The 24,895-nt window shown below is 67.1% G+C and carries 16 protein-coding genes and 2 pseudogenes; 8 read left to right on the forward strand and 10 right to left on the reverse strand.

From position 1 onward, the window contains the following. The first annotated feature begins 47 nt into the window (after positions 1-47). Together uxaC and R9J51_RS21505 are read left to right on the forward strand one after the other, a co-directional pair. Positions 48-1,479 (forward strand): annotated as a pseudogene (gene uxaC, locus R9J51_RS21500) (glucuronate isomerase). Continuing rightward, positions 1,479-2,894: a mannitol dehydrogenase family protein gene (locus R9J51_RS21505; protein WP_179562457.1), complete on the forward strand. Its 1,416-nt coding sequence runs from the start codon at positions 1,479-1,481 to the stop codon at positions 2,892-2,894. The pseudogene uxaC and the gene R9J51_RS21505 overlap by 1 nt, the downstream one beginning before the upstream one ends. Here R9J51_RS21505 and R9J51_RS21510 read toward each other — a convergent pair whose 3' ends face one another. The 8 genes from R9J51_RS21510 to R9J51_RS21545 form a co-directional block, all read right to left on the reverse strand. Then, positions 2,895-3,947 carry a LacI family DNA-binding transcriptional regulator gene (locus tag R9J51_RS21510; RefSeq protein ID WP_179562455.1) on the reverse strand — a complete coding sequence of 351 codons (1,053 nt, stop codon included), beginning with the start codon at positions 3,945-3,947 and terminating at the stop codon, positions 2,895-2,897. It abuts the gene before it with no gap. A 27-nt stretch (positions 3,948-3,974) separates the two neighbouring features. Next, a complete protein-coding gene (locus R9J51_RS21515) occupies positions 3,975-4,979 on the reverse strand; it encodes an alpha/beta hydrolase (RefSeq protein ID WP_179562453.1) in 1,005 nt (334 codons plus the stop codon). A 24-nt stretch (positions 4,980-5,003) separates the two neighbouring features. Further along, positions 5,004-7,895 carry a TonB-dependent receptor gene (locus R9J51_RS21520; RefSeq protein WP_179562451.1) on the reverse strand — a complete coding sequence of 964 codons (2,892 nt, stop codon included), beginning with the start codon at positions 7,893-7,895 and terminating at the stop codon, positions 5,004-5,006. Between the two features lie 358 nt (positions 7,896-8,253). Beyond that, complete coding sequence (locus tag R9J51_RS21525) at positions 8,254-9,810, reverse strand: carboxylesterase family protein (protein WP_179562449.1); 1,557 nt, start codon at positions 9,808-9,810, stop codon at positions 8,254-8,256. 35 nt (positions 9,811-9,845) lie between these two features. After that, on the reverse strand, positions 9,846-10,865 hold the full coding sequence (locus R9J51_RS21530; protein ID WP_179562447.1) for a sugar kinase: 1,020 nt from the start codon (positions 10,863-10,865) through the stop codon (positions 9,846-9,848). Next, a complete protein-coding gene (gene kduD / locus R9J51_RS21535; RefSeq protein ID WP_179562445.1) occupies positions 10,862-11,617 on the reverse strand; it encodes a 2-dehydro-3-deoxy-D-gluconate 5-dehydrogenase KduD in 756 nt (251 codons plus the stop codon). Before kduD ends, R9J51_RS21530 begins: the two co-directional genes overlap by 4 nt. A gap of 6 nt (positions 11,618-11,623) precedes the next feature. Then, positions 11,624-12,460 (reverse strand): 5-dehydro-4-deoxy-D-glucuronate isomerase, encoded by an 837-nt coding sequence (kduI, locus tag R9J51_RS21540; protein WP_179562443.1) that lies wholly within the window; start codon positions 12,458-12,460, stop codon positions 11,624-11,626. Positions 12,461-12,658: 198 nt separating this feature from the next. Continuing rightward, a complete protein-coding gene (locus tag R9J51_RS21545) occupies positions 12,659-13,714 on the reverse strand; it encodes a LacI family DNA-binding transcriptional regulator (protein ID WP_168557026.1) in 1,056 nt (351 codons plus the stop codon). Positions 13,715-13,938: 224 nt separating this feature from the next. On the opposite strand from R9J51_RS21545, the gene R9J51_RS21550 reads away from it, so the two are divergent. From R9J51_RS21550 to R9J51_RS21570, 5 genes and pseudogenes are all read left to right on the forward strand, one after another. Then, entirely contained in the window at positions 13,939-14,745 is an 807-nt protein-coding gene (locus R9J51_RS21550) for a 2-keto-4-pentenoate hydratase (RefSeq protein WP_168557027.1), read from the forward strand. A gap of 60 nt (positions 14,746-14,805) precedes the next feature. Then, a complete protein-coding gene (locus R9J51_RS21555) occupies positions 14,806-16,092 on the forward strand; it encodes an MFS transporter (RefSeq protein ID WP_179562441.1) in 1,287 nt (428 codons plus the stop codon). Continuing rightward, positions 16,089-17,705 carry a family 43 glycosylhydrolase gene (locus tag R9J51_RS21560; protein WP_179562439.1) on the forward strand — a complete coding sequence of 539 codons (1,617 nt, stop codon included), beginning with the start codon at positions 16,089-16,091 and terminating at the stop codon, positions 17,703-17,705. Before R9J51_RS21555 ends, R9J51_RS21560 begins: the two co-directional genes overlap by 4 nt. 37 nt (positions 17,706-17,742) lie before the next feature. Beyond that, positions 17,743-21,583 (forward strand): annotated as a pseudogene (locus tag R9J51_RS21565) (LamG-like jellyroll fold domain-containing protein). A gap of 64 nt (positions 21,584-21,647) precedes the next feature. Next, positions 21,648-22,241: a LamG-like jellyroll fold domain-containing protein gene (locus R9J51_RS21570; RefSeq protein ID WP_432788014.1), complete on the forward strand. Its 594-nt coding sequence runs from the start codon at positions 21,648-21,650 to the stop codon at positions 22,239-22,241. Here R9J51_RS21570 and R9J51_RS21575 read toward each other — a convergent pair. Beyond that, positions 22,238-22,795, reverse strand: a complete 558-nt coding sequence (locus R9J51_RS21575; protein ID WP_432788015.1) for a DUF3237 domain-containing protein — start codon at positions 22,793-22,795, stop codon at positions 22,238-22,240. The two genes, R9J51_RS21570 and R9J51_RS21575, sit on opposite strands and share 4 nt — an antisense overlap. A 100-nt stretch (positions 22,796-22,895) precedes the next feature. Here R9J51_RS21575 and R9J51_RS21580 point away from each other — a divergent pair, with 100 nt between their 5' ends. Continuing rightward, positions 22,896-24,188: a glycerate kinase type-2 family protein gene (locus R9J51_RS21580; RefSeq protein WP_179562433.1), complete on the forward strand. Its 1,293-nt coding sequence runs from the start codon at positions 22,896-22,898 to the stop codon at positions 24,186-24,188. Here the strand turns inward: R9J51_RS21580 and R9J51_RS21585 are convergent. Then, entirely contained in the window at positions 24,185-24,793 is a 609-nt protein-coding gene (locus R9J51_RS21585) for a TetR/AcrR family transcriptional regulator (protein WP_179562431.1), read from the reverse strand. The two genes, R9J51_RS21580 and R9J51_RS21585, sit on opposite strands and share 4 nt — an antisense overlap. Between the last annotated feature and the right edge of the window lie 102 nt (positions 24,794-24,895).

Here is a 24,895-nt window from a genome sequence, read left to right on the forward strand (position 1 = left end):
GCACAACCGGCTAGAGCCCTTTTCGCCGCATGCAAGAGGCTTTTTCGATGCCCAGACTCGACCTTCATCCCGATCGCCTGTTTCCCGCCGATCCCGCCACGCGGGCGATTGCGCGCGAACTCTATGGCCTGGTGGCCAAGGCGCCGATCATCAGCCCGCACGGCCATACCGACCCGGAATGGTTTGCCAGCGATGCGCCCTGGGCCAATGCGACCGAACTGCTGCTTGCGCCCGACCATTACCTGTTCCGCATGCTTTATTCGCAAGGCGTGTCGCTCGATGCGCTGGGCGTGCCGCGCCAGGGTGGCGTGCTGCCCGAAACCGATCCGCGCGTGGCCTGGCGCACCTTTGCCAGCCACTGGCACCTGTTTCGCGGCACGCCTTCGGCGATGTGGCTGGGCCATGTCTTTGCCGAGGTCTTCGGGATTACCGAACGCTCAATGAAACGAGTGCGGACCATTATTACGACGCGATCGGTGCGGCGCTGGCCAGCCCGGCGTTTCGCCGCGCGCGCTGTTCGAGCGGTTCAATATCGAACTGCTCGCCACCACCGAAGGCGCGGCCGACGATCTGGCGCACCACAAGGCCATCCGGGCATCTGGCTGGCAGGGCAATGTGGTCACCCACCTATCGCCCGGATTCGGTGATCGATCCCGAACACGATGCCTTTGCCCGCGATATGGCGCGTTTTGCCGAATTGAGCGGAGAGGACGTGACGAGTTGGACCGGCTACCTTGCCGCGCACCGCCGGCGCCGCGCCGATTTCCGCGCGATGGGTGCAACCGCCACCGACCACGGCTTTCTCACCCCGCGCACGGCCAATCTTTCGCGCGCGCAATGCGAGGCGCTGTTTGCCAAAGTCATGGCTGGCCGGGCCGATGCGGCAGAGGCGGAACTGTTTCGCGCCCAGATGCTGACCGAAATGGCGCGGATGAGCCTGGAGGATGGCATGACCATGCAGATCCACCCCGGCGCCACGCGCAACCACAATGCGCAGCTTTTTGCCAGCCACGGGCGCGACAAGGGCGCCGACATTCCCCGCGCCACCGAATATGTCGAGGCGCTGCGCCCGATGCTCGATCTGTTCGGCAATGAACCGGCGCTCAAGGTCATCCTTTTTACGCTGGATGAAACGACCTATGCCCGCGAACTGGCGCCGTTGGCCGGGCACTATCCGTGCCTCAAGCTGGGGCCGGCCTGGTGGTTCCACGATAGCCCCGAAGGCATGCGCCGATTCCGCGAAATGACCACGGAAACCGCTGGCTCTACAACACCGTGGGCTTCAATGACGATACTCGCGCGTTCCTTTCCATCCCGGCGCGGCATGACGTGGCGCGGCGGATCGATTGCGGCTTCCTCGCGCGGCTGGTGGCCGAACACCGCCTGGCCGATTGGGAAGCGGCCGAACTCATCGTGGAATTGACCACGGGGCTGGTGCGGCGCGCTTATGGCCTGCCTACGCCGGAAGGGCAGGGCTGATGCGGCTCTCCCCCGAAACGCTGCAGCTTGTGCCTGCCGAGGTGGCGCGCCCGGCCTATGACCGCACCATGGTGCGCCAGGGCGTGGTTCATTTCGGCCCCGGCGCTTTTCACCGCGCGCACCAGGCCGCCGCGTTCGACACCTTGCTGGCCCGCGATCCGCGCTGGGGCATCACCGGGGTCAGCCTGCATTCGCAAGGTGTGGCCCAGGCGCTGAACCCACAGGGCGGGCTCTACACGCTGGCCTTGCTCGATGCACAGACCGATTACCGCGTGATCGGCAGCGTGGGCCAGGTGCTTACTGGCGCGGCGCCCGCCGCGATCCTGGCCGCGCTGGCCCATGCCGATACCCGCGTGATCAGCGCGACGGTGACGGAAAAGGGCTATTGCCTGGGCGGCGATGGCGCGCTGGACTTTGCCCATCCTGCCATTGCCGCTGACCTGGCAGCGGCTGGCGGGCCGGGCTGGGTACCGGCCAGCTTCATCGGCTGGCTGGTGCAGGGCCTGGCCGCGCGGCGCGCCGCCGGCCTGCCCGGCGTGACCGTGCTGTCGTGTGACAACGTGACCGACAATGGGCGCAAGCTGGAAGCCGCCACCTTGGCGCTGGCGCAGGCGGTGGATGGCGAAACGGCGCGCTGGATCGGCGATCACGTGCGCTTTCCCAATGCCATGGTGGATTCGATCACGCCGGCCACCGATGATGCGCTGCGCGCGCAGGTGGCCGCGGCAACCGGTCTGGAAGACGCCTGGCCGATCCAGCGTGAACGCTTCACGCAATGGGTAATCGAGGATCGCTTTGCCGGGGAGCGCCCCGCGCTCGACCTGGCGGGCGCGACCTTTGCGGCAGACGTGCGCCCGTTCGAGGCGGCCAAGCTGCGCCTGCTCAACGGCGCGCATTCCACGCTGGCCTATCTCGGGCTGGGCCTGGGCCATGAAACGGTGGCCCAGGCGATGCAGGATGCGGCGCTCGCCACGTTCGTGGAACGGCTGATGCGCGAGGATATCGCCCCGTCGGTCAAGGCGCCGCCGGGCCTGAACCTGGCGGGGTACATCGGCGATGTGCTGGCGCGCTTTGCCAATTCGGCGATCCGGCACCTGTTGGCGCAGATTGCCTGGGATGGCTCGCAGAAGCTGCCCTATCGCTTGCTCGGCACAGTGCAGGACGCGCTCGACGCGGGCCGGCCGATCGACCGGCTGGCCGTGCCGATCGCGGCCTGGCTGCGCTTTCTGGCGGCCGCGGCGCGCGATGGCCGCCCGATCACCGATCCCCTAGCGGGCGAACTCCTGGCCCGTGCGCCCGATTGGCGCGCGGTGCTGGCTATGCCGGCCGTGTTCGGCGCGCTGGGCCACGACGAAGACTTCGTCGATGCCGTGGCGCACGCGCATGCGGCGCTGGAGGAGGGGCGGCTGCCCTGATCAGCTTTTCGGCGCCGGACCAGTCGTTTCGGCCGGCACGATCGCCAGCGTGGGGTGGAACGGCGCTGGCAGGGCCGTGCCTTCGATCCGCGCGATAAGGTGGCGGGTCGCGGCGGCCGCGATCGCATCGAACGGGCGCAGCACCGAGGTGAGCGCCGGAGTGAGCATCTGTGCCAGCATGCTGCCGTCAAAGCCGACGACGGAGAGTTGGCCCGGCACGCCCAGGCCCATCCGCGCCGCCACTTTGAGCACGCCGGCGGCCATGATGTCGTTGGCGGCAAAAATCGCGGTGGGGCGATCCGGCCCCGCCAGCAAGGCTTGCGCGGCCGCCATGCCAGAGGCAAAGCCATAGTCGCCCGCCGTTTCGGCCACGCTGGCATCGGCCGTGCCGGCGACTTCGCCAATGAAGCCGGCGCGCCGCTCGCGGGCGGAAGCCATGGTGGTGGGGCCGTTGACCAGGCCCAGGCGGCGATGGCCCAGGTCCAGCAAGTGGCGCGCCACTTGCGCGCCGGCCCCGCGCTCGTCGCTCAGGATCACGCCGGCAAACCCATCGAGTGGCACCGATGAGACCGCCACCGCCGGCACTTGCGCCCCATCGAGTGCGCCCGCCAGCCCTGCCACGCCCGAAATCGGCGGCAGCACGATCAGCCCATCCACCCGCGATCGGCTGGCAAAGTCGATGACATCGGCCATTGCCGCATCGCCGGCCAGTGGGGTTGAGTGTACGATCAGTTCATAGCCTTGCTCGGCGGTGACCGAAACGATGCCGCGCTGGATGGAATCGAGCACCAGTGCGTTGCGATCGTTGTGGATCAGCCCGATCAGGAACGAGCGCCGCATGGCCAGGGCGCGGGCGCGCAGGCTGGGGCGGAAGTGCAGTGCGGCAATTGCCGCCTCGATCCGTTCGCGTGTCTGCGCGTTGACCTTGGGAGACTTGTTGAGCACGCGCGAGACCGTGCGGATCGACACCCCGGCTGCCGCCGCGACATCCTCGATCGTGGGTTCGGCGTGGCGCGCGTGGTCCGCGCCGGGCTGGGGGTTGGGATCGGTCATCCCTGTTCTATGCGCACAAAGGCGGTGTCAGGCCAGCCCCACCGTTGCCGCCCAGGCGCGCCACAGGTCGGGCCAGGCTTCCACCGGCTTGCCGATCGCGCGGCGCAGGCCAAAGCCGTGGCCGCCGTTGGCAAAGAGATGCATTTCCAGCGGAATGCCACGCGCCTTGAGCGCGGCGCGCAGGCGCACGGTGTTTTCCACCGGCACCACGTCGTCATCCTCGGCATGGCAGAGGAAATGCGGGGGCGCATCGGCAGGCACGCAAGCGTCGGGCGAATGCGCGGCCTGGAGCGCCGGCGTGGACTTGGCGCCCAGTAGCAGGGTGCGGGAGCCGGCATGGGCAATGGCCGGGTCCATGCTGACCACCGGATAGATCGGCGCGGCGCTGTGCGGCCGGGCCGACAGTGCATCGGCCGCATCCTGCTGCGGATAGACGCGTTGGGCAAAGCGCGCGGCCAGATCGGCGCAGACATGGCCGCCGGCCGAAAACCCCATCGCGGCCACGCGTTCGGGATCGATCGCATAATCGCGCGCGCGGTGGCGGATCAAGCGCATGGCGCGCTGCGCATCTGCCAGGGCGGTATCGGGCCCCGAAGACCAGCCTTCGCCCGGCAGGCGATAGAACAGCACGAAGGCCGTGAAGCCGCGCGCGGCCAGCCAGCGGCCGATCTCATAGCCTTCCTTGTCCACCACAACCCAGCGATAGCCGCCACCCGGCGTGATCATGACACCCGCGCCATTGGGCCGATCCGGCCGGAACACGGCCAGGCGCGGGCGCGTGATGCCCAGCACCGCGCGGTCGTTGACCAGGGTATCGCTCGATCGCTCGTTGACGGTTTCGATCAAGGGAGCGGCCAGATGGCCGGGGGCGCCATCTGGCCACAGGTCGATCGTTTCCACCGGCTGGGGGAGGCCCGGCGGAACGCCACGTGGCCCGGCCGGCGGTGGGGTTTGCCCCACCGCCGGCCGGGCTGTTGCCCATGCTGCCCCCGCAAGCGTCCGGGCCACCAGAGCGCGACGGGAAAGCGTCATGGGCAGTGTCTCCCTGGCGTTACCTCACAGCTTGGCACGGGCGCCGAACAGGATGGTGCGGCCATAGTGGTTGTTTTCATAGTTCCGCTGGGCGGTCTGGTCGGTGAAGCGATAGCGATAGGCATCGGTCAGGTTGTTGCCGTCGATCGACAGTTCCAGCCACGGACGGATCTTGTAACGCACGGCCGCATCGACGCTGGTGTACGAACCATAGCCTTCGAACACGTTGCCCGTGGCGCTGGTGCCATCGACGAACGGGCCGCGATAGCTGACCGAACCGCGCAGGCTGAACTTGCCATCGTCATAATAGAGCGTGGCGTTCCACGCCTTCTTCGACACGTTGAGCAGGGTCTGGTTGTAGATTGCCGAAACCCCCGCCAGCGTGCAGGCGCCCGCCGCGTTGCGGGTGCAGGCACTCACCGCCGGGCCGGTGATGGTGTAATCGGCATCGCTCTTGATCAGCGTGGCATTGCCCTGGAACCCGGTGTGGCTGAGGAAGCCGGGCAGGAACGGGAAGGGCAGTTGCAGCGCGATTTCCAGGCCCTTGAGCGTCGCCCCGGTGCCGTTGACTTGCGAGGAAACGATGTATTCCTGGGCCGGGTCATAGTTGATGTAGGCCGGCGAACTGGGCGTGAGGACCGAACGATCGAGGCCCAGTTGCGGCAGCGTGGCAACATACGTGCCCGCCACCGGGAAGCTTTCGATCTGCTTGATGAACCCGGCCACCGAGATCAGCGCCTGCGGCGCGAAATACCATTCGGCCGAAACGTCGAAATTGGTGGCGCGATAGGGGTTGAGGAACGGATTGCCGAAGGTGACGCGATAGTTGAACCCGTCGACCGAACCACCGGGGTTCAGGTTGCCCAGCGAAGGCCGGGTGATGACCTTGGCAATGGCGCCGCGCAGGATCACATCGCGATGCGGATAAAGCGCGATGTTGAACGAAGGCAGCCAGTCGTCATAGGTCCGGCCCACCGTGGCCGCGACCCCTGCGGTATAGCCGGTGGAGCGCTGGTCGGTGTGGGCATAGCGGATCCCCGCGTTGCCGGCATATTCCAGCCCGAGCAGATCGCCCTTCACGTCGAACTGCAGGTATCCGCCCGAGGTGATTTCCTGCACCTGGCGGTTAGAGCCGAGGTCTTCCACCGCGGTGCGGCCATAGAGCTTGGTATAGGCCGAGGCCGCATCGATATTGGCCGCGAGGAATTGCGAGGTGGTGCCACCCGGTTGCCCGGAATCGCCCAGGCTGACGAGGTCGGAAATGCTCGACGTGACGGGCAGGCCATAGACGCTGGACGAGCAGGTGGTGGTGCCCAGGATCAGGTCGGGCTTGCCATTGCCCGAACAGGCGACGGTGTCGCGCGTCCACAACTGGGTCTGGAAGTTATAGCGGCGCCACATCCCGCCAAGCTTGACGGTAAAGCCCTTGGTCACATCCCATTCGGTGCGCAGTTGCACGGTCTTGAACTTGTTGGTGACGTAAGACGGGCGATCGCGGATTTCGGCCAGCTGGAAATTCGCCGGGTTGGTCACGTCGATGCCATAGCTCAGCACGGGCGATTTCATGTTGCTGTAATCGAACGTGAAACCGTTGGCACCCTTGCTGTCGTAGGCAATTGTGCTTTCCACCGGAATATCGGCATCGGATTGCGAGAACCCGCCCAGCAAAGTGAAGCGCAAGCTGTCCGAAACGTCCTGGTCCCACGTGGCGCCCACCTGGTAGAACTTGGTCTGCGACTGGCGCAGATAGCTTTCGGTGCGGACATAGGCATTGTTGAACGTGCCGCTGACCATGTTGCCATTGCTGTCATACGTGGGGTTGACCACGTTGAAGCTGCGCTCGTTGGAACGGGCCAGCACTTCCAGCCACTTTTCCTTGCGGTCTTCCTTGAACGAGGAATAGAGCGCGTCGATCGAGATCTTGGTGTGGGTGCTGGGCTCGAACTGGATCGAGCCGGTCAGGCCCAGGCGGCGGCGATCGTGCTCCACCACGCCATAGCGCGGAATGCGCGGGTGGAACGACAGGGCGGCGGCATCGCACGCCGTCGACGGGCGATAGAAACCGCCGCTGTTGACCGCCGTGCCGCCGGTGTCGCCCGCCACCGAATAGAAGCACGGCGTGCCATTGACCGAATTGAAATAGGCCTGCGACCAGCGCACCGTGTTGTTGCCGCTTTCCAACGTATCGGTGTGCGAATAGGCGGCCGAGACATTCACGCCCAGCGTGCCGGCGTCGTTCTTCCACGACAGCAGCCCGGCCACGCGCGGGCCGACGTTCTTCGACAGGCTGTTGTACGAACCCTGCACGTTGAGCACCGCGGTCAGGCCGGTCTTGCCCGCCAGCGGATTGCCGGTGTTGAGATCGACCACCGCGCCCAGCGAGCCTTCGTCAAGGCTCGCCTCGGCCGTCTTGTGCACCACGAGGCTGCTGAACAGTTCCGAAGCGAAGACGTTGAAATCGAACGAGCGATCGCGGTTGGCCGAGGCGCCGTCGGACGAAGTGGTGATCGTTTCCAACCCGTTGACGCGCACGCGGGTGAACTGGGCGCCCAACCCGCGCACGGTGATCGCGCGGCCTTCGCCGCCATCCTTCTGGATCGAGATGCCGGGAATGCGCTGGAGGGATTCGGCGATGTTCTGGTCGGGGAACTTGGCGATGTCTTCGGCCACGACGGCATCCACCGCCGAGACCGAATTGCGCTTTACATTCAGCGCGGCCTGAAGCGATTGGCGAAAGCCGGTGACGATGATCGCCGGGGTCTGGTCTTCGCCGGTGCCGGGCGCGGCTGCCTCTGCAGCGGGTGGCGCGGCATCCTGCGGCGCCGCTCGGGCCTGGGCGCCATGCGGCAGGGCGAGCGCGCTGCCGGCGAACAGCGCGATCTTCAGCGTCGAAACTCGGGAAACATTCTTGCGCATCGTAACATCCCCTCTCAGCCCGTGAGGCTGGATGATACCGGTGTCAACAATGCACGCAATGGCTTGCATCGATCCGGCAACACTACTCCCATCCGCGCACGGCGGATCGCCCGGAAGTTGGACCGGGCTCATTGTTTTCGGCGACGTTTCCCCACCAGCAAGCGAGGAAAGGTAACCGGTGTCATTGCAATATGTTTTGCAGCACGATCATGCCCCTGTCAAGAACCCCGTTGCAAACCCTTGGATGAAGAAAATAGTCTATAAAACAATAATTTAATCTGAATTCATGCCGCCGGGAAAGCGGTTTTTGCGCGCCGTCTCGGCGCTTTGGCCGGGCTGCGTGCGAGTGATTCGCACATCAGCTGCCCGGCTGCACATAAGGCGCCGTGGCCCAGATCCGGCGCTGCCAGCCGCGCGGGTCGTCGGCCATGTGCGGGGCGTCGTCGAACACCATCGTGGCGCGCTGCGGCAGGCGATAGGGCGCCCAATCGGGCAAGCCCCGCCCGACCCCGCAGGGCCGCCCGCTGCGCGCCAGCCCGGCAAAGGCCGCCATCATCGTCGCGCTCAGCTTGCGGGCTGCCGCATCGGTGCCGGAATAGCTGCCCCGCGCATCGAGCGTGCCGAATACATAGGGAATATCGTCGGTATGCGCCGCGCCGCGCAAGGGATCGCGTGGGGAAGGGCGGTCAAGCTGATAGACCCAGGTGTGTTCTGCCCCGGCAGCGGCGCGGGCATCGGCCTCGATCACCTGGCCCGGCCAGGAACGCCCCGCCGTGGTGGCGGCATAATAGACCTGCTCTGCGCTCCACGCCGGCGCTTGGGCGCGGTATTGCGCCACCACCCATTGCGGATCGAGGTCGATCTTCACTTCGGCCGCGATGCGCGCAGGCAAATTGTCCCAGGAAAGTCCGGCCAGCTTGGGGCCGCGCGGATCGAGGAACGCGCGCGTTTCATCACGCACATTGCCCAGGATCATCGGCACGCCCAGCGATTGCGGCGCCGCATCGGGCCAGAACGGGTGGCGCGGCAGGTTCGTCATGTCCAGCACCGGGCCGAAATAGACACTGCCACCCATGATCGGATCGGTGGCATCGAGCGCTTCGACCAGCCGTGCGATCGGCAGCGTGCGCAAGGACTCCACGTCGCTGACGTCCAGCCGCTGCATCAGCGCGCGGGTACGCGCCAGGGCATGGATCGGGCCGCTGGCCTGGACTTGCTGCCCGCTCATCGTGGCGGCGGCGTGGAACAGGCCCTTGGCCGCCGGCATGGCCATCAGCGTGGCGATCTTGGCCCCGCCGCCCGATTGGCCAAAGACCATGACCCGCGCGGGATCACCGCCGAAAGCGGCGATATGATCGCGCACCCATTGCAGTGCCAGGATCAGATCGAGTTGTCCCAGATTGCCGCTATCGGCAAATCGCGGATCGAGCGGCTTGAGCCAGGCATAACCCAGTGGCCCCAGCCGGTGGTTGACGCTCACCACCACCACATCGCCATTGGCCGCGAGCCGCCCGCCGTGGGTCAACGGATCGGTGACGGAGCCATTGGCATAAGCACCGCCATGAAAATAGACCATGACCGCGCGGCTAGCGCGCGGGTGCGCCTCGGGCGTCCACACGTTGAGGAACAGGCAATCCTCGCTTTGCGGCGCGTCGGCCATGCCGCGCTGCGGGCAGACCGGTCCGAACCGCGTGGCATCCACGGCTTCTCCGATGAAGGGCTCTGCCACGGCGCGGGCAAAGCGGCTGGCGCGGCCATAGCGGATGCCCTTGAACGCCATGACGCCTTCCTCGCGCATGCCGCGATAGCGCCCCACCTGGGGTTGCGTTGGGGACGCCGCGCGCAAGGGCAGCGGCGCCAGCGCGGCCATGGCGGTGGCGCCCGTGACCAAACTTCGCCGGGTAATCGGTCCCATCCTGCCCACTCCCGTTTGTTGTTCTACCGGCGGCCTCAGCGCCGCACATCGCCACCGCTGGCGGAGAATGCATCGAGTTCGGCGCGCGGGATCGTGCACATGTCGCCGGGCTGGCTGTGCTTGAGCGCGGTATAGGCCAGGCCCGCCTGGGCCATGGCGGCCACATCGCCGCGTTCGAGCCAGGCGTGCAGCACGCCGGCGGCAAAGGCGTCGCCCGTGCCGATGCGGTCGACGATGCCGGTCACGTCCACTTCGGCGGTCTGGTGCGCGGCGTCGCGCGCATCGACGCGGGCGGCGATGCGGTGGTGGTCGGGCCCGGCGATGTGGCGCGCGGTCGAGGCGATCTGGGTGAGGCGCGGGAAGGCGGCGAAGGCGGCCTGCGCGGCTTCGCGCCGCCGGTCGGCACCGTCGCCGGAAAAGGGCTGGGCCAGCAGCAGAGCGATATCGCGGTGGTTGCCGATCATGATACTGGCCGATTGCATCAGCCCGGCCAGGATCGCGCGCGGATCGCTATCCCACGCCTCCCACAGCATGGCGCGGTAATTGCCGTCGAAGCAGATCGGCACGCCCGCGGCGTCAGCCGCCGCCACGGCCGCCTGCGCCAGGGCCACGCCGCCCGGCCCCAGTGCCGGGGTTATGCCCGACAGGTGCAGCAGCGCCGCGCCATCGAGCGCTGCGGCAAAGTCGAATTCGTCCGGCCGCGACAGCGCAAACACGCTGCCGGCACGATCATAGGTGATTGTCGAGGGGCGCAGGCCCGCGCCGCTTTCCAGGAAATAGAGGCCCATGCGCCCCGCACCGCGGCCCACGTGGCGCGTGTCCACCCCGGCCGCGCCCAGCGCCGCGCGCGCCTTGTCGCCCAGCGGGCTGGCCGGCAGGCGGGTGAGCATCGCGGCCTGGTGGCCCAGCGCGGAGAGGCCAGCGGCCACGTTGGCTTCTGCTCCGCCCACCACCAGGTCCAGGCACTCGCTTTGCTGCATCAGCCGCGCGCTGGGCGTGGCTAGGCGCAGCAGCACCTCGCCAAAGCACACGACATGCCCCAAACGCGCGCTCATCGCGCCAGCCAGCCGCCGTCCACCGCCAGGACATGGCCGGTGACATAGTTTGACGCGGGCGAAGCAAGGAACACTGCCGCGCCGGCAATGTCTTGCGGGTCGCCCCAGCGCCCGGCGGGAATGCGTTCCAGGATCTGGCGGTTGCGGGTTTCGTCGGCCTGGAGCGCGGCGGTGTTGTTGGTGGCGATATAGCCGGGCGCGATCGCGTTGACCTGCACGCCATGGGGCGCCAGTTCGTTGGCCATGGCCTTGGTCACCCCGCCCACGCCCGATTTGGCCGCGGCATAGCTGGGCACGCGGATGCCGCCCTGGAAGGTGAGCAGCGAAGCGATGTTGATGATCTTGCCGCCGCCCTGCGCCACCATCCCGCGCGCGGCCGCCTGGCTGAGGAAGAACAGCGTCTTGAGGTTGGTGTCGATCACCGCGTCCCAATCCGCCTCGCTGAACTGTAGCAGGTCGTCGCGGCGGATGATCCCGGCGTTGTTCACCAGGATGTCGATCCGCCCCAGCGCGCTGGTGGCTTCGTCCACCACGCGCGCCACCGGTTCGATGGTGGAAAGATCGGCAGTGATGTTCACCGCGCGGCGCCCGGCCTGCGCGATCAGGTCGAGCGTTTGCGCAGGCTCTGACCGGCCGGCCAGGGCGACGTCCGCCCCGGCCTGCGCCAAGGCGACGGCAATGGCCTGGCCGATCCCGGTGTTGGCGCCGGTGACCAGCGCGGTCTTGTCCGCAAGGCTGAAGGAAATGGCCATCTTGGCTTACTTCAACTGGCAGATGTCGAGCACGTTCATGTCCGTATAGTCGAGGTTTTCCCCGCCCATCGCCCAGATGAACGCATACTTCTTGGTGCCCGAGCCCATGTGGATCGACCAGGGCGGGCTGATCACCGCCTCTTCGTTGGCGATGACCAGGTGGCGCATCGAATCCGGCTCGCCCATGTAGTGGAACACGCGGTCGTTTTCCTGCGGAAGGTCGAAGTAGAGATAGATCTCGCTGCGGCGGTCGTGGAGGTGCGGGGGCATGGTGTTCCACACGCTGCCTTCCTCCAGCACGGTGAGGCCGAGCAGCAGTTGCGCGCTGTCGCATACGCCGGGGATCACGAGCTGGTAGATCGTGCGCTGGTTGGAATTGGCCAGGTCCCCGCGCGCCAGCGGATTGGCTTGCTCCAGCGTGATGTGCTTGATCGGTAAAGCTTTATGCGCGGGGGTAGAGGCGAGGTAGAACCGCGCGCCTTCGCCTTCGAACACCACCTCTTCGCTGCCCATGGGCACATAGAGGCATTCCTTGTTGCCGACCGCAAAGCGCTGTCCGTCCACCGTGACGAAGCCCGGTCCACCGATGTTGACCACGCCCATCTCGCGCCGCTCCAGCAGCGAATGGCCCGCCGCACTGGCCGGCGCCGTCTGCCGCGGCAGGGCCAGCGGCTCGGCCCCAGGCACCGCCCCGCCGATCACGAAGCGCTCGTTGTGCGAATAGTTGAGGTTCACTTCGCCCGCCACGAACATGCCCGACACCAGGTAGCGATCGCGCAGCGCTTCGTTCGATACCCCGTCCATCATGTCCGGATGGGTGGCGTGATAGGTCTTGGCAAACATGGCGCACTCTCCCTCGTCGCTCTTGAGGGCTTGGTATCGAGTTTAGGTAACCGGTGTCAATGGCGTTTTGACCGCCCCTGTTTTTGATCGGGACCGCGCCGGTCCATCGCGCGCGCGGATTGGGCGGTGGCGAATCGCTACCATCCTCCGCGCTGTGTCTGACGCCGAGATGGTGATTCCCCGCGTTTTCTATGCCGGTCAGGATTTCAGCGGCGGATGGTCTGACGAAGCGGTTTGATCCGGCACCCGCGCCACGGCCGATGCCCGCCGCACCAGGTCTGACGGGAAGAACGACGGCTCGCGCGCGGCGGTTTCGGGGCGGGTCAGCTTGAGCGCGGCGGTGCGGGCCATGGCGCGGATCGGCCAGCGCACGGTGGTGAGCGGGGGCCAGATGTGCGCGGCAATGGCGGTATCGTCAAAGCCGATGATCGACAGGTCCTGCGGCACGGTCAGGCCGCGCGCGCAGGCGGCGTGCAGGACGCCGGCCGCCATCTCGTCGTTGCTGGCAAAGATCGCGGTGGGCGGCGTCTTGCCGTCGAGCAGCGCGTCGCCGGCGGCCTGACCAGATTCGAAGCGATAATCCCCGCGCGTCAGCAGCGCGGGGTCGATCGTCAGCCCGGCGCGGCCCATGCCGGCGATGAAGCCCAGCTCGCGCTCGCGGGCGGAGCGGAAGCCGTCGGGCCCGGCGACAAAGCCGATCCGGCTATGGCCCAGCTCGGCCAGCCAGGCCACCGCCTCGCTCACCGCCTGCTGGTCGTTCGACGCCACCAGATGGGCTTCGTCGTCCAGCCGGGCCGATCCCATGCGGACCACGGTGCAGCCCAGATCGCGGCACAGCCGGGCCAGTTCGTCGTTTTCGGACAGCGGAGGGAGCAGCATCACGCCATAAAGCCGCTGCTGTTCGATGAAGCGGTGGATATCGTCGAGCAGGGTGGGCGAGTGACGATCGACGGGGCGCACCACCAGCGCAAATTCGGTGGCGCGGATCGTGTCGAGAATGCCCTCCTGCACATTGAGCACCATCTGGGCGTTGGGGTTGTCGTGGATCAGCCCGATCAGGAAATTGCGCCGCAAGGCCAGCGCGCGCGCCTGGGGGTTGGGCACATAATCGAGCTGGGCGATCACCGCTTCCACCTTTTCGCGGGTGGCCTGGTTGAGCAGGGGTGACTTGTTGATCACCCGGCTGACGGTCTTTTTCGACACCCCGGAAAGGCGCGCCACATCGTTGATCGTGGGTTTTGGCGCTTTGGCCATGCGGTGTCCTTCTTGCCTCTCGTCGCGTCCAGATTTCTGGCCCCGATTTTCAGACTTGCCTTCGTCAGCGGTAAAAGGCAATATGACACCGGTTACCATGCCGCAAGGCGCATGCTGCCCCGTTCACCGCGGGGCGCGGCAAATCATGTTCAACGGCGTTGTATCGGGTTTTGACACCGGTTTCCAGGCCAGTGCCTTGTCCGATCCGCTTGAGGTAAGCTGGGATGGGTTTGACGGAACAGGCAAAGTCTGAGGCGCGCGCCGTGGCCGAAGCATTCGTGGCGGCGCGGCGCGAGAAACGCGCGTTATCATCCTATCCGGGGCAGGCGCCGGCCGATCTGGTCGGTGCCTATGCCATCCAGGATGCCGCGCTGGCGATTGACGGCCGCGCGGTTGCGGGATGGAAAGTGGGGCGGATCAACCCGCCCGACGATGCCCGTCTGGCCAGCAACCGCCTGGCCGGGCCGATCTTTGCCGATAGCGTGGTGATCCCGGGCTTTGGCCAGGTGCCCGGCATGCCGGTGTTTGCGCAAGGCTTTGCTGCGGCAGAGGCAGAATTCCTGCTGCATGTGGCGCCGGGCTGGGACGGGACGGTGCCGGGCGATGATGGCGCCACGCGTGCGCTGCTCGATGCTGTGCATATCGGTATAGAGGTCGCCAGTTCGCCTTACCCGGGGATCAACGACGATGGTCCGCCGGTCACCGTCTCGGACTATGGCAACAACTATGGCTTGGTCGTGGGGGCAGCCCTTTCCGGATGGCAAGAGATTGATTTTGCGTCTATCTCGGTAACGCTGTCGATCGACGGTGCCCCTGTCGGCACGGCCACGACGGCCACGATGCTCGATGGCCCGTTGGGCGCGGTGCGTTTTCTGCTGGGCAATCTGGCCGCGCGCGGCATCGATGCGACGCGCGGCCTTTGGGTATCCACTGGCGCGGTCACCGGGGTGCATTCGGTAGAGCCGGGGCAACAGGTCCGCGCGGCCTTTGCCGGGTACGGCAGCGTCGCCTGCACGATCGTGGCCGCTTAAGGCCGCTGGGCAAGCATGACCGGCAGGGTAAAAAGCCCGCCGCTTTCGGGAGTTGAAGCAATGAAAGCGCAGATCGGGGAAGGCATCCCGGCCACGGCAAATGTGGGTCGCACGCGCTGGGTGGTGGTGGCCCTGCTGTTTGCCGCCACGGCGATCAACTATATCGACCGGCAGATGATCGGCGTGCTCAAGCCCACGCTGGCGGCCGATTTCCATTGGTCGGAATCCGATTTCGCGGCGATCGTGTTCTGGTTCCAGGTGGCCTATGCCATCGGCTATCTCTCGTTCGGCAAAGTGGTCGATGCGCTGGGCGCACGGCTGGGCTATACCATTGCCATCGTCATCTGGACGGTGAGCCACATCGCCCATGGCTTTGCCACCGGCCTGGTCTCCTTCGCCCTGGCCCGCTTTGGCCTGGGGTTGGGCGAATCCGGCAATTTCCCTGCCGGCATCCGCGCGGTGACCGACTGGTTCCCCCAGCGTGAGCGCGCCTTTGCCATCGGGGTGTTCAACGCCGGGGCTAATGTCGGCGCGATCATCACGCCATTGCTCGTGCCCTTGCTGGTGCTGTGGTTCGATTGGCGCATGGCGTTCTTCGTCACCGGCCTGTTCGGCATTGCCTGGGTCGTGGCGTGGTGGCTGCTCTATCGCCATCCCACGCAGCACGGCCGCGTCAGCGCCGCCGAACTGGCCTGGATTCGCCAGGATCCGGCCGACCCGGTCACCCCGATCGGCTGGGCAAGGCTGCTCACCGTGCGCGAGACCTGGGCCTATGCCCTGGGCAAGTTCCTCATCGACCCGATCTGGTGGTTCTTCCTGTTCTGGCTGCCGGGCTATCTGTTCACGCGCTACAACCTCGATCTCAAGAGCTTTGGCCTGCCCCTTGCGGCGATCTACCTGATTTCGGACCTGGGCAGCATTGCCGGCGGCTGGCTGTCGTCGCGCCTGATCAAGGCCGGGCGCACGCCCAATGTCGCGCGCAAGGTGACCATGCTGATCTGCGCGGTCTGCGTCCTGCCGATCTGGTTCGTGCAGGGGGTGGACAGCATGTGGTGGGCCGTCTTGATTATCGGCCTCGCCACGGCTGCGCACCAGGCCTTTTCCGCCAATCTCTATACCCTGCCTTCCGACATGTTTCCGCGCGGCGCGGTGGGTTCGGTGGTGGGCATCGGCGGCACGATGGGGGCCTTTGGCGGCATGGGCATGGCGCTGTTTGCCGGCTACATCCTCGATGCCACGCACAGCTACGAAGTGCTCTTTGCCATCTGCGCCAGCGCCTATCTCGTGGCGCTTGCGGTGGTCCACCTGCTCAGCCCGCGCCTGGCACCGGTGCGGATCGCGGCATGAGCGGCACCGTCGACCGGCGCGGCGCGCTGGCCGGCGCGGTGGGTCTGGCGGGGCTTTCCAGCCTGCCGGCCCGTGCCGCGCCGCCAGTGCCCTTGGCGCCAGTGCCCCACGCCCCGCGCGGGTTCGATGGCCAGCGCCTGGCCGATCTGGGCAACGGCACCTATCGCAATCCGATCATGGCCGGCGATCATCCCGATCCGTCGATCCTGAAGGACGGCGCCGACTATTACATGACCTTTTCCACGTTCGATTCCTATCCGGGGCTGGTCATCTGGCATTCGCAGGACCTGCTCAACTGGCGGCCGATCACCGCCGCGCTCACCCAGAATGTCGGCGCGGTCTGGGCGCCGGACCTGTGCCGCCACAACGGGCGCTACTTCATCTATTTCCCCGCCAAGGCCAATCCCAATGCCAACTATGTGATCTGGGCAGACCGGATCGAGGGGCCGTGGAGCGCGCCGATTGACCTCGGCCTGCCCGATCATATCGATCCTGGCCATGCCGTGGGCGAGGATGGCTCGCGCTGGCTGTTCCTGTCGGACGGAGATCGCGTGGCGCTTGCCGCCGATGGCCTGTCCACGATGGGCAAGGTAGAGCACGTCTATGATCCCTGGCACTACCCCGAGGATTGGGATGTGGAAGGGTTTTCGCCCGAAGGCCCCAAGATCGTGGCGCACGGCGGTTGGTTCTATTTGATCAACGCCGTGGGCGGCACCGCCGGCCCGCCCACCGGGCACATGGTCATCGCGGCGCGATCGCGCTCCATCCACGGGCCGTGGGAAAACTGCCCGCACAACCCGATCGTGCGCACGCAAAGCCGGGATGAGGCCTGGTGGTCGCGCGGGCATGCCACCGTGTTCGAAGGGCCGGGCGGGGACTGGTGGTCGGTCTATCACGGGTTCGAGCGCGACTATTGGACGCTGGGGCGCCAGACGCTGCTCGATCCAGTGGAATGGACCGCCGACGGCTGGTTCCGCATGAAAGGCGGCGATCTCGCCGCGCCGCTGCCCGCGCCGTTTCTCCCCGGGGGCGGCGGGCGCAAGGCCGGGCCACATGGCCTGCCCTTGTCCGACGATTTCGCCACGCTCGAACTGGGCCGCCGCTGGAATTTCTTCAAGCCCGCGCGGGACGAAGCCAGCCGGGCGCGCGTCTCCAACCATTGCCTGCACCTGGCGGCCCGCGGCACCGCGCCTGCCGATTCCGCCCCGCTGCTGCTCATCGCCGGGGACCGGGCCTATGAGTTCGAGTGCGCGATCGAGATCGATCCCGAAACCACCGCCGGCTTGGTGCTGTTCTATGACCAGGCGCTCTATTGCGGGCTGGGGTTCGATACCCGGCGTTTCGTGACGCACCAATATGGGATGGAGCGCGGCCGCCCGGCCAATCCATACGGGCCGGCGATGCGCTTGCGCGTGCGCAACGATCGGCACATCGTGTCCTTCCACACCAGCGGCGATGGCGGGCAGACCTGGCGCCGCTTTGACCGTGGGATGGAAGTGTCGGGTTATCACCACAACGTGCGCGGCGGCTTCCTGATGCTGCGTCCGGGCCTTTATGCGGCGGGCAAGGGGGAAGCGCGGTTCCGCGATTTCCGCTTTCGCGCGCTGGGTTAGCTCGCCATCTTCGTCACCCCGGGTGATGGTGAAAAAAATGAACAGAGATTTGCCTGGGAGAATTGCCGTGCCCCATCCGCTTTTGCGTGGCGCCTCGCTGCTGGCTCTGATCTGCGCTGCCACGGCCGCGCACGCCACGCCGGCCGATGGCCTGCTGTTCCACGCCCCGCTGGATACGGGCTTCACGGCGATGCAAGCCGGCGGCGATGCCGTGCCCAATTTCCAGAGCGACGTGGCCATCGTGCCCGATGGCGCCACCGGTGGGGCCGGGCGCTGGGGCGATGGCGGCTATGTTGCGTGGAATGCGCCGGGCAACATGCTGGCGCAGCGAGGCACGCTGTCGTTCTTCTGGCGCAGCCATACCCCGGTGGGCGAGACGCCGTTCGTGATCTTCCGCGCCGGCGCGGCCGATCATTCCAGCTGGGACATGGCGTTCCTGCGCATCGACTGGAATGGCCACGGCTTTGACGCTTTCGTCACCGACGCCAACCTTTCGCGGGTGCGGGTCAGCTGGACGATCCCGACGCCGCCCGCGCCCAATGCCTGGCACCACCTGGCTTTCGCCTGGGACGAGACGCGCGGCGTCACGTTGTTCTGGGACGGGCGCGAAGTGGCGCGCAAGGTGCAGGTTGCCGATCTCGACATGGGGCTCGACCAGTTCGGCCTGGCTGGCCGGGTCATGGCGCCGCACCAGGTGCAGAGCCGCTACAACTTCATGCGCGGGTCAGACCTGGATGACATTCGCGTCTATGACCACATGCTGGACGGCGCTGGCGTAGCGGCACTTGCCGCGCACCAGGACCCGGCACCGCAGCCCGTGGCGCCCGATCGTGCCGCCTGGCTGCACCGCTTCGGCTGGGACGGCATGGCCCCGCCGCTGCTCACCGATCCGGTCACCACGGTGCGCAAGGTGGAATTTGCCGACGCCAAGGACCTCAAGGAATGGATGTGGAAAGGGGTGGACGGCATTGCCGAAACCACCTGGCCCGGCGTCTACAATCGCTCCCGCCTGCCGGGTCGCGACGACTATTTCGAACTGCCCGATTGGAACGTCTATGTCGAAGGGGGCAAGGCCTATAGCCTGACCGTGCCGGTGGCCGAGCGGTTCAACCGCGTGGAGATCCGCGGCGCTGCTTATGGCGCGCTGGAATGGTCGGCCGATGGGCAGGGCGGCTGGCAAAAGCTTGCCACGCGCCCACAAGGGGTGGTGCGCTCGGTCACCCAGGCCGCGCCGCGTACCGGTGGCGTGCTGCGCTTCACCAATGTGATGCAGGAACAGCCGATCCAGGAAATCTGGGCCTACGACATGCATGCTGGCCCCGTGCCGGCCGGCACGTTCCAGTTGCGCTATACCGTGCGCAGTGCTGCGCCCACCGATCTGGGCGCGCTGGCGGGCCTCAATGCTTTCATCGCCGGTCGCTACCCGGCGGCGGAGCGCGCCACGGTGGTGGCGCTGCCCACCGACGGCGTGCGCGCGGCGGTAGGCGCGGGAAGCGCGGCAGGCAACGACACGGCAGTGCGCGACGAGGGCGCGGCGCGGCTGCCGCTGGTGCATGTGCTGATCCCGTCGAACTTTGGCGATGCCCCGGCGGGCCGGCCACTGGCGCGGGCGTGGAACTATGGCTGGGAAAACAGCCACGACGGGCTGGATGGCGTGGCGCTCGATCTGCCCGCTCTCCATGCCACGCCTGATGCCAAGGGGCTAATTGCGCTGAACATCCGCGTGAAAGACCCGATCTGGCCGGGGCGCGACATGATCGACCTGCAGGTTTCCGTACGGCCGGGCGAGGCGCGCACGCTATGGCTGGACTTGCGCGACCGCATCCTGACAGGCGAGAGCCTCTACCTGACGGTGGCGTCCGCCGCGCCCGATTTCGGGCCGGCATCGCTCGATGGCATGGGCGTGCGGCTGGTGTTCAAGGATCGCGCGGCCGCGCTCAAGGAGCATGTGGCAGACCGCTTCAACCAGGTGAAAGACAACTGGGCCTTCCTGGTGGAGGAACACACCGCCTCGAAACGTGCGGGGCTCTATCGCCGGCTTTATGGCGACATTACCGACTTGTTGCGCGTGGACCCGGACAATCTTGAGGCGCGGCGCTATTGGGCCGACATCGGCTATTCGCAGGACCAGCTGCCACCGTTCATGCAGCCACAAGCGCCGCAGGGCATGCCGCTTTGGGCCTTTCGCCAGTTGGAAGATCTCAAGCTGGCCCGCCAGTTCGTCAACTGGTGGATCGACAACCGCCAGGTGCCTTATGGCGATTTCGGCGGCGGCATTTCCGACGATACCGACCTGACGCAGCAATGGCCGGGCATGGCGCTGATGGGCGTGGACCCGGACAAGATCAACGCCTCGCTGCGCGCGCTGTCCGATGCGGTCTACAAGAATGGCATGATCGTCGATGGCTTGAGCTACATCACCAGCGACGAACTGCACGTTTACGAGGAAGGCATCAATTCCGACGCCGAGCGGCTCTATCTCAATTGGGGGGAGCCCAAGGCGGTGGAGCGGATGATGGCCACGGTCAAGGCGCTGGGCAGTGTGATCCGCACCAATCCGGCCGGGCATATGCACATTTCCTCAAGCTGGTATGGCGGGCGCAAGATCTATCGCGACGAGCCGTGGGCCTGGCAAAAGCCCTATGGCTTCGTGATCATGCACACGCCGGTCCTGCTGGGCCTGTACAATGCCGATCCCACGGCTCGGCATCTGGTGACGGGCCTGATCGACGGGCTGCTGGCCCATGGCAAGCAGGGCGCCGACGGGCTGTGGCGCTTTCCCAATGACATCGGCTGGAACAGCGATGCCGAGCGGGCCGGGGACGGCGGCGGGGCCAGCCTGCCGATGCAATCGGCTTGGGCGGCCTGGCGCTTTACCGGGGATGACAAGTACCTGCGCCCCGTGCTGGGCCGGCTGGGAACTGGCAATTTTGCCGCGCTGGGCGAGCTTAACGAAAATGCGCTGACCGTGCTGGGCAAGCGCGGCGACTGGGCCGATGTGCTGCGCAAGGGCGCTGAAAACGGGAACGACGTGGCCCGGTTCGAAGCATGGAACAGCACCGGCAACCGCGCCTGGCTGGAAGCGCTGAATGCCGCCGGCATCGCCGACAAAAGCCAGCATATGTATATGATCACGCAGGGCCACTGGTGGACCGACCGGGTGGAAGCGGCCAACGACCTGCTCCAGCGCGAACGGCTGGGCGGCATTGCCTTGAAACGCAACCAGACCTGGCCGGGCAACGCGGTAAGCTGGCGCTTTGCCGACCCGGAAGCCGCGCTCAAGGTGGCGATCCTGGTGCGCGATGCCACGCCCGAGGGCTTTACCGTCATCGCCCACAACACGAGCCGCCAGGAACAGCGCGCCGATATGGGCACCTGGAACGTGGTGGCCGGCACCTGGACGATGACGCAGGGCCTCGCGCCGGATGACGGCGACGCTGCGCAAGGGCCGCTGGAGAAGCGCAGCGTGGAAATGGAACGCGCCGGTTCCATTCCCGTGGCCTTCGCACCGGGCAGACCACGGTGATGACCTTCCGCCTCGCGCAGCGCGCGGCGGTGCAGCCCGAGCATCGGCCGGACCTGGGCATTGGCGCCGACGATGTGACGCGCAAGGGAAGCCGGATCACCGTGGGGGTGCACAGCCTGGGCAGCGTGGCGGCGCCGGCGGGTACGCTGACGCTGGAAACCGCAGACGGACACGTGCTGGCCCGCGCGGCAGTGCCGCCGCTGCCGGCGCCCACCGATTTGACTCCGCGCACCGCCACGGTCACGCTGGCGATTCCGGCTGGCGCGCCGCAGGCCTGCATGTGCGGGTTTCGAGCGGCGTGGCCGAAGTGACCCAGCGCAACAACGTGGTGGTGCTGGGAGAAGCGCAATGATCGCGCGCGTCGCGCTGGCGCTGGCGTTCATGTTGCCTGGCTGCGCCAGCGCGCGGCAGGAAGTATGGCGGTTCGACAGTCTGGCCCGCATCGGCCACATGGCGCCGCAAGTGCAGGGCCATCCCAGGGTCGAAGGCAAGGCCATGGTGTTCGACGGGCAGGCCGATGCCCTGATCCTGCCGCGCCACCCGCTGGCCGGCGCCGCGCGGTTCACCGCCGAGGCGGTGTTTCGGCCCGATGGCGGCGCGTTCGAACAGCGCTGGCTGCACCTTGCCAGCAACGACACGCCCGGCCGCCCGACGGGCGAAACCCGCATGCTGTTCGAAATCCGCGTGGTCGGCCAATCGTGGTATCTCGACACTTTCGTGAAGGGCGCCGGTTACAGCCAGGTCTTGGCCGATCCGCGCGGCTGCACCCGATCGGTCGCTGGTATCACGTGGCGCAGACGTTCGACGGCACCACCTATCGCAGCTATGTCAACGGCGTGCTGGAGGGACAGGCCCGCGTGTCCTTTGCGCCGCAACAACCGGGCAGCACCAGCGTGGCGATGCGGCGCAACGGGGTGAACCATTTCCATGGCGCAATCGCCGTTGCGCGGTTCACCGATGAAGCCCTGTTGCCGCGCGATTTCCTGTCGCTGCCGCGCGGCGGGCGTTAACGCACCACGTAGAAATCGATCTGCACATGGTCGGGCCGGCGAATGCCGCGCGCCACGAAGACCGCGCGGTTCATCCAGTCCAGCGGGCCGGCCCGTGCGGCCAGGCGCGGCGTGGTGCGAAAGTAATAGGCATCGGGTGGCACATCCTGCCCTTGCGCGATTCGCTCGGTCACGTCGGGGCTGGCCACGCGCACGCCCGGATTGGCCACGTCCACCACCGTGCCATCGGCGGCTTGAAGGAAGTAGCGTGCTTCCACCTGGGTCAAGCCGCCAGGCAGGATGGTTTGCCAGTCACCACCGCCGGCCAGGACGCGCCCCTTGAACAAAGGGCCATCCACCGTGCCGCCGGTGATCGCGATGAACCGCTTGCGCCCGCCGGCGACTTCGCCTTGTTCCACCGGCGGGGCGAGCGTTACCGTTGCCGTGAAGGCATATTCCAGCGTGGGCGCGGGTGCGGCGGGTGCAGCCATGGCGGCACCGGGCCCGGCAGCGCCGGCCGCCGCGGCCAACAGCAGTGCGGCAGCCGCGAATTGCCGGCGCAGCGTGTTCTTCACTTGGCTTCTCTCCCGATTTCCGGTGCGCCTGGCGGCGATCCGATCCTTTTGGACCATGGCCCGGATTGCCTGGGCCGACAAGCACTGCCATCCCCAGGGCATGACCGTTTCCCCTCCGCTCGACGATGCCCGCGCCCGTTTCCTGTTGCGGGCGATCCATGATGCGGCGATTGCTGCCAGCCAGCCGGCGCGGTTGATCCGCGGGCATGTGCCGCCTGCGCCGGCCGGGCGCTGCGTGGTGATCGGTGCGGGCAAGGCCAGCGCGGCCATGGCCAGCGCGCTTGATGCGGCGTTGCTGGAACGCTGGGGGCCGGGCGTGCCGGTGTCCGGCGTGGTGGCCACCCGCCACGGGCACGGTGCGGGCCTGCCATCCGGCCGCATCGCCGTGGTGGAAGCGGGCCACCCCGTGCCCGACCAGCACAGCCTTGCTGCCGCCCAGGCCATCGTGGCGGCGCTGCACGGCCTGACCGCGGACGACCTGGTGATCGCGTTGATTTCGGGCGGGGGATCGGCCTGCATGGAATGGCCGGTGGACGGGCTGGACCTGGCCGGGTTGCAGGCGCTGACCCGTGCCATGCTGGAATCGGGTGCCGGCATTGCCGAAATCAACACGGTGCGCCGGCACCTGTCGCGCGTGAAAGGCGGGCGGCTGGCCGCGCTGGCCACGCCGGCGCGCGTGCTGACGCTGGTGATCAGCGATGTGCCGGGCGATGATCCGGCGGCGGTCGCATCCGGCCCGACGCTGGCCGATGGTACCGCCCCGGCCGATGCGCTGGCGATCATCGCCCGCTATCGCCTGCCCGTGCCCGCACCCGTGCTGGCCGCGCTGCGCCAGGCCGGGCCGGTGGTGGCGGGAGCGGGTGAAACGCGCGTGATCGCTTCACCCCGCCGGGCGCTGGAAGCCGCCGTGGAGCAAACCCGCGCGCTCGGGCTCAACGCCCTTGTGCTGGGCGATGCGCTGGAAGGCGAAGCGCGCGAACTGGGCCGGGCCATGGCCGGCATTGCCCGATCGGCGCAGGCCTGGGGCGATCCGGTGCGCGCGCCTGCGGTGATCCTGTCGGGCGGTGAAACCACGGTGACGCTGGCCGGCAGCCGCTTTGGCCGGGGCGGGCGCAATTGCGAATTCGCGCTGGCCCTGGCCCTCGCGCTCGATGGCCTTCCGGGTGTCTGGGCGCTCGCCGCCGACAGCGACGGTATCGACGGCAGCGAGGATGCCGCCGGCGCGTTCGTCGCGCCCGATACCTTGGCCCGCGCTCGCGCCGCTGGCCTTGGCGCGGGGGAGGCATTGGCGGGGCATGACAGCTACAGCTTCTTCGCCGCGATCGGCGATCTGCTGATCACCGGCCCCACGCATACCAATGTCAACGATATCCGCCTGGTGCTGGTGACTTAGCTGGCATCGGCGGTGGCCAGATAAGCCCGCAGGAATGCGTCGATCGCTTCTTCGACGGCGGCATCAAGCGCAAATTCGATAGGGGCGCCGAACAGCAGCGGCTCCACCATCCCGCCTTCGAGCAGCCCTTTGAGATGGGCCGAGGCGACACGCGGATCGCACGGGCGCAGCGTGCCGCGTTCGACCAGCCCGCGCATATAGTCTTCCACCGCCAGCATGCCCCGGCGCGGGCCCAGTTCATAGAGTTCGGCGCCCAGCCCGCTGTTGGTCCCTTCGGCAATCGCGGTGCGCGTGATCGCCAGGGCATCGGCCGATGTCACCAGCGCGAGATAGGCATGGCCAAAGCGCACGAGCACGGTGCGCAGGTCGGGCTCGGCCGGATTGAGCAGATCGAGCAGGCCTTGCGCCTGTTCTTCCATCGCCGCGATCATGGCCGCGGCAAACAGCGCCTCTTTCGATTTGAAGTAGCTGTAGAGCGTGGCTTTCGAGCCGCCGACCCGGGCCGAGATCATCGCCATCGAGGCACGTTCGTACCCCACCTCGCGGAACAGGTCCTTGGCAATGTCCAAGATGGCCTCTCGCCGGGCATCGGATTTCACCCGCATGCATTTTCTCCTTATCTGAACCCGACTGTACACTTTTTCATTGACGACGCAACAGTCCGGCAATACTGAACCGTTCAGTACGGTTATCCAGCCCGGAGTCGC

It is taken from the genome of Novosphingobium rhizosphaerae, from assembly GCF_050920675.1.
Lineage (GTDB): Bacteria > Pseudomonadota > Alphaproteobacteria > Sphingomonadales > Sphingomonadaceae > Novosphingobium > Novosphingobium rhizosphaerae.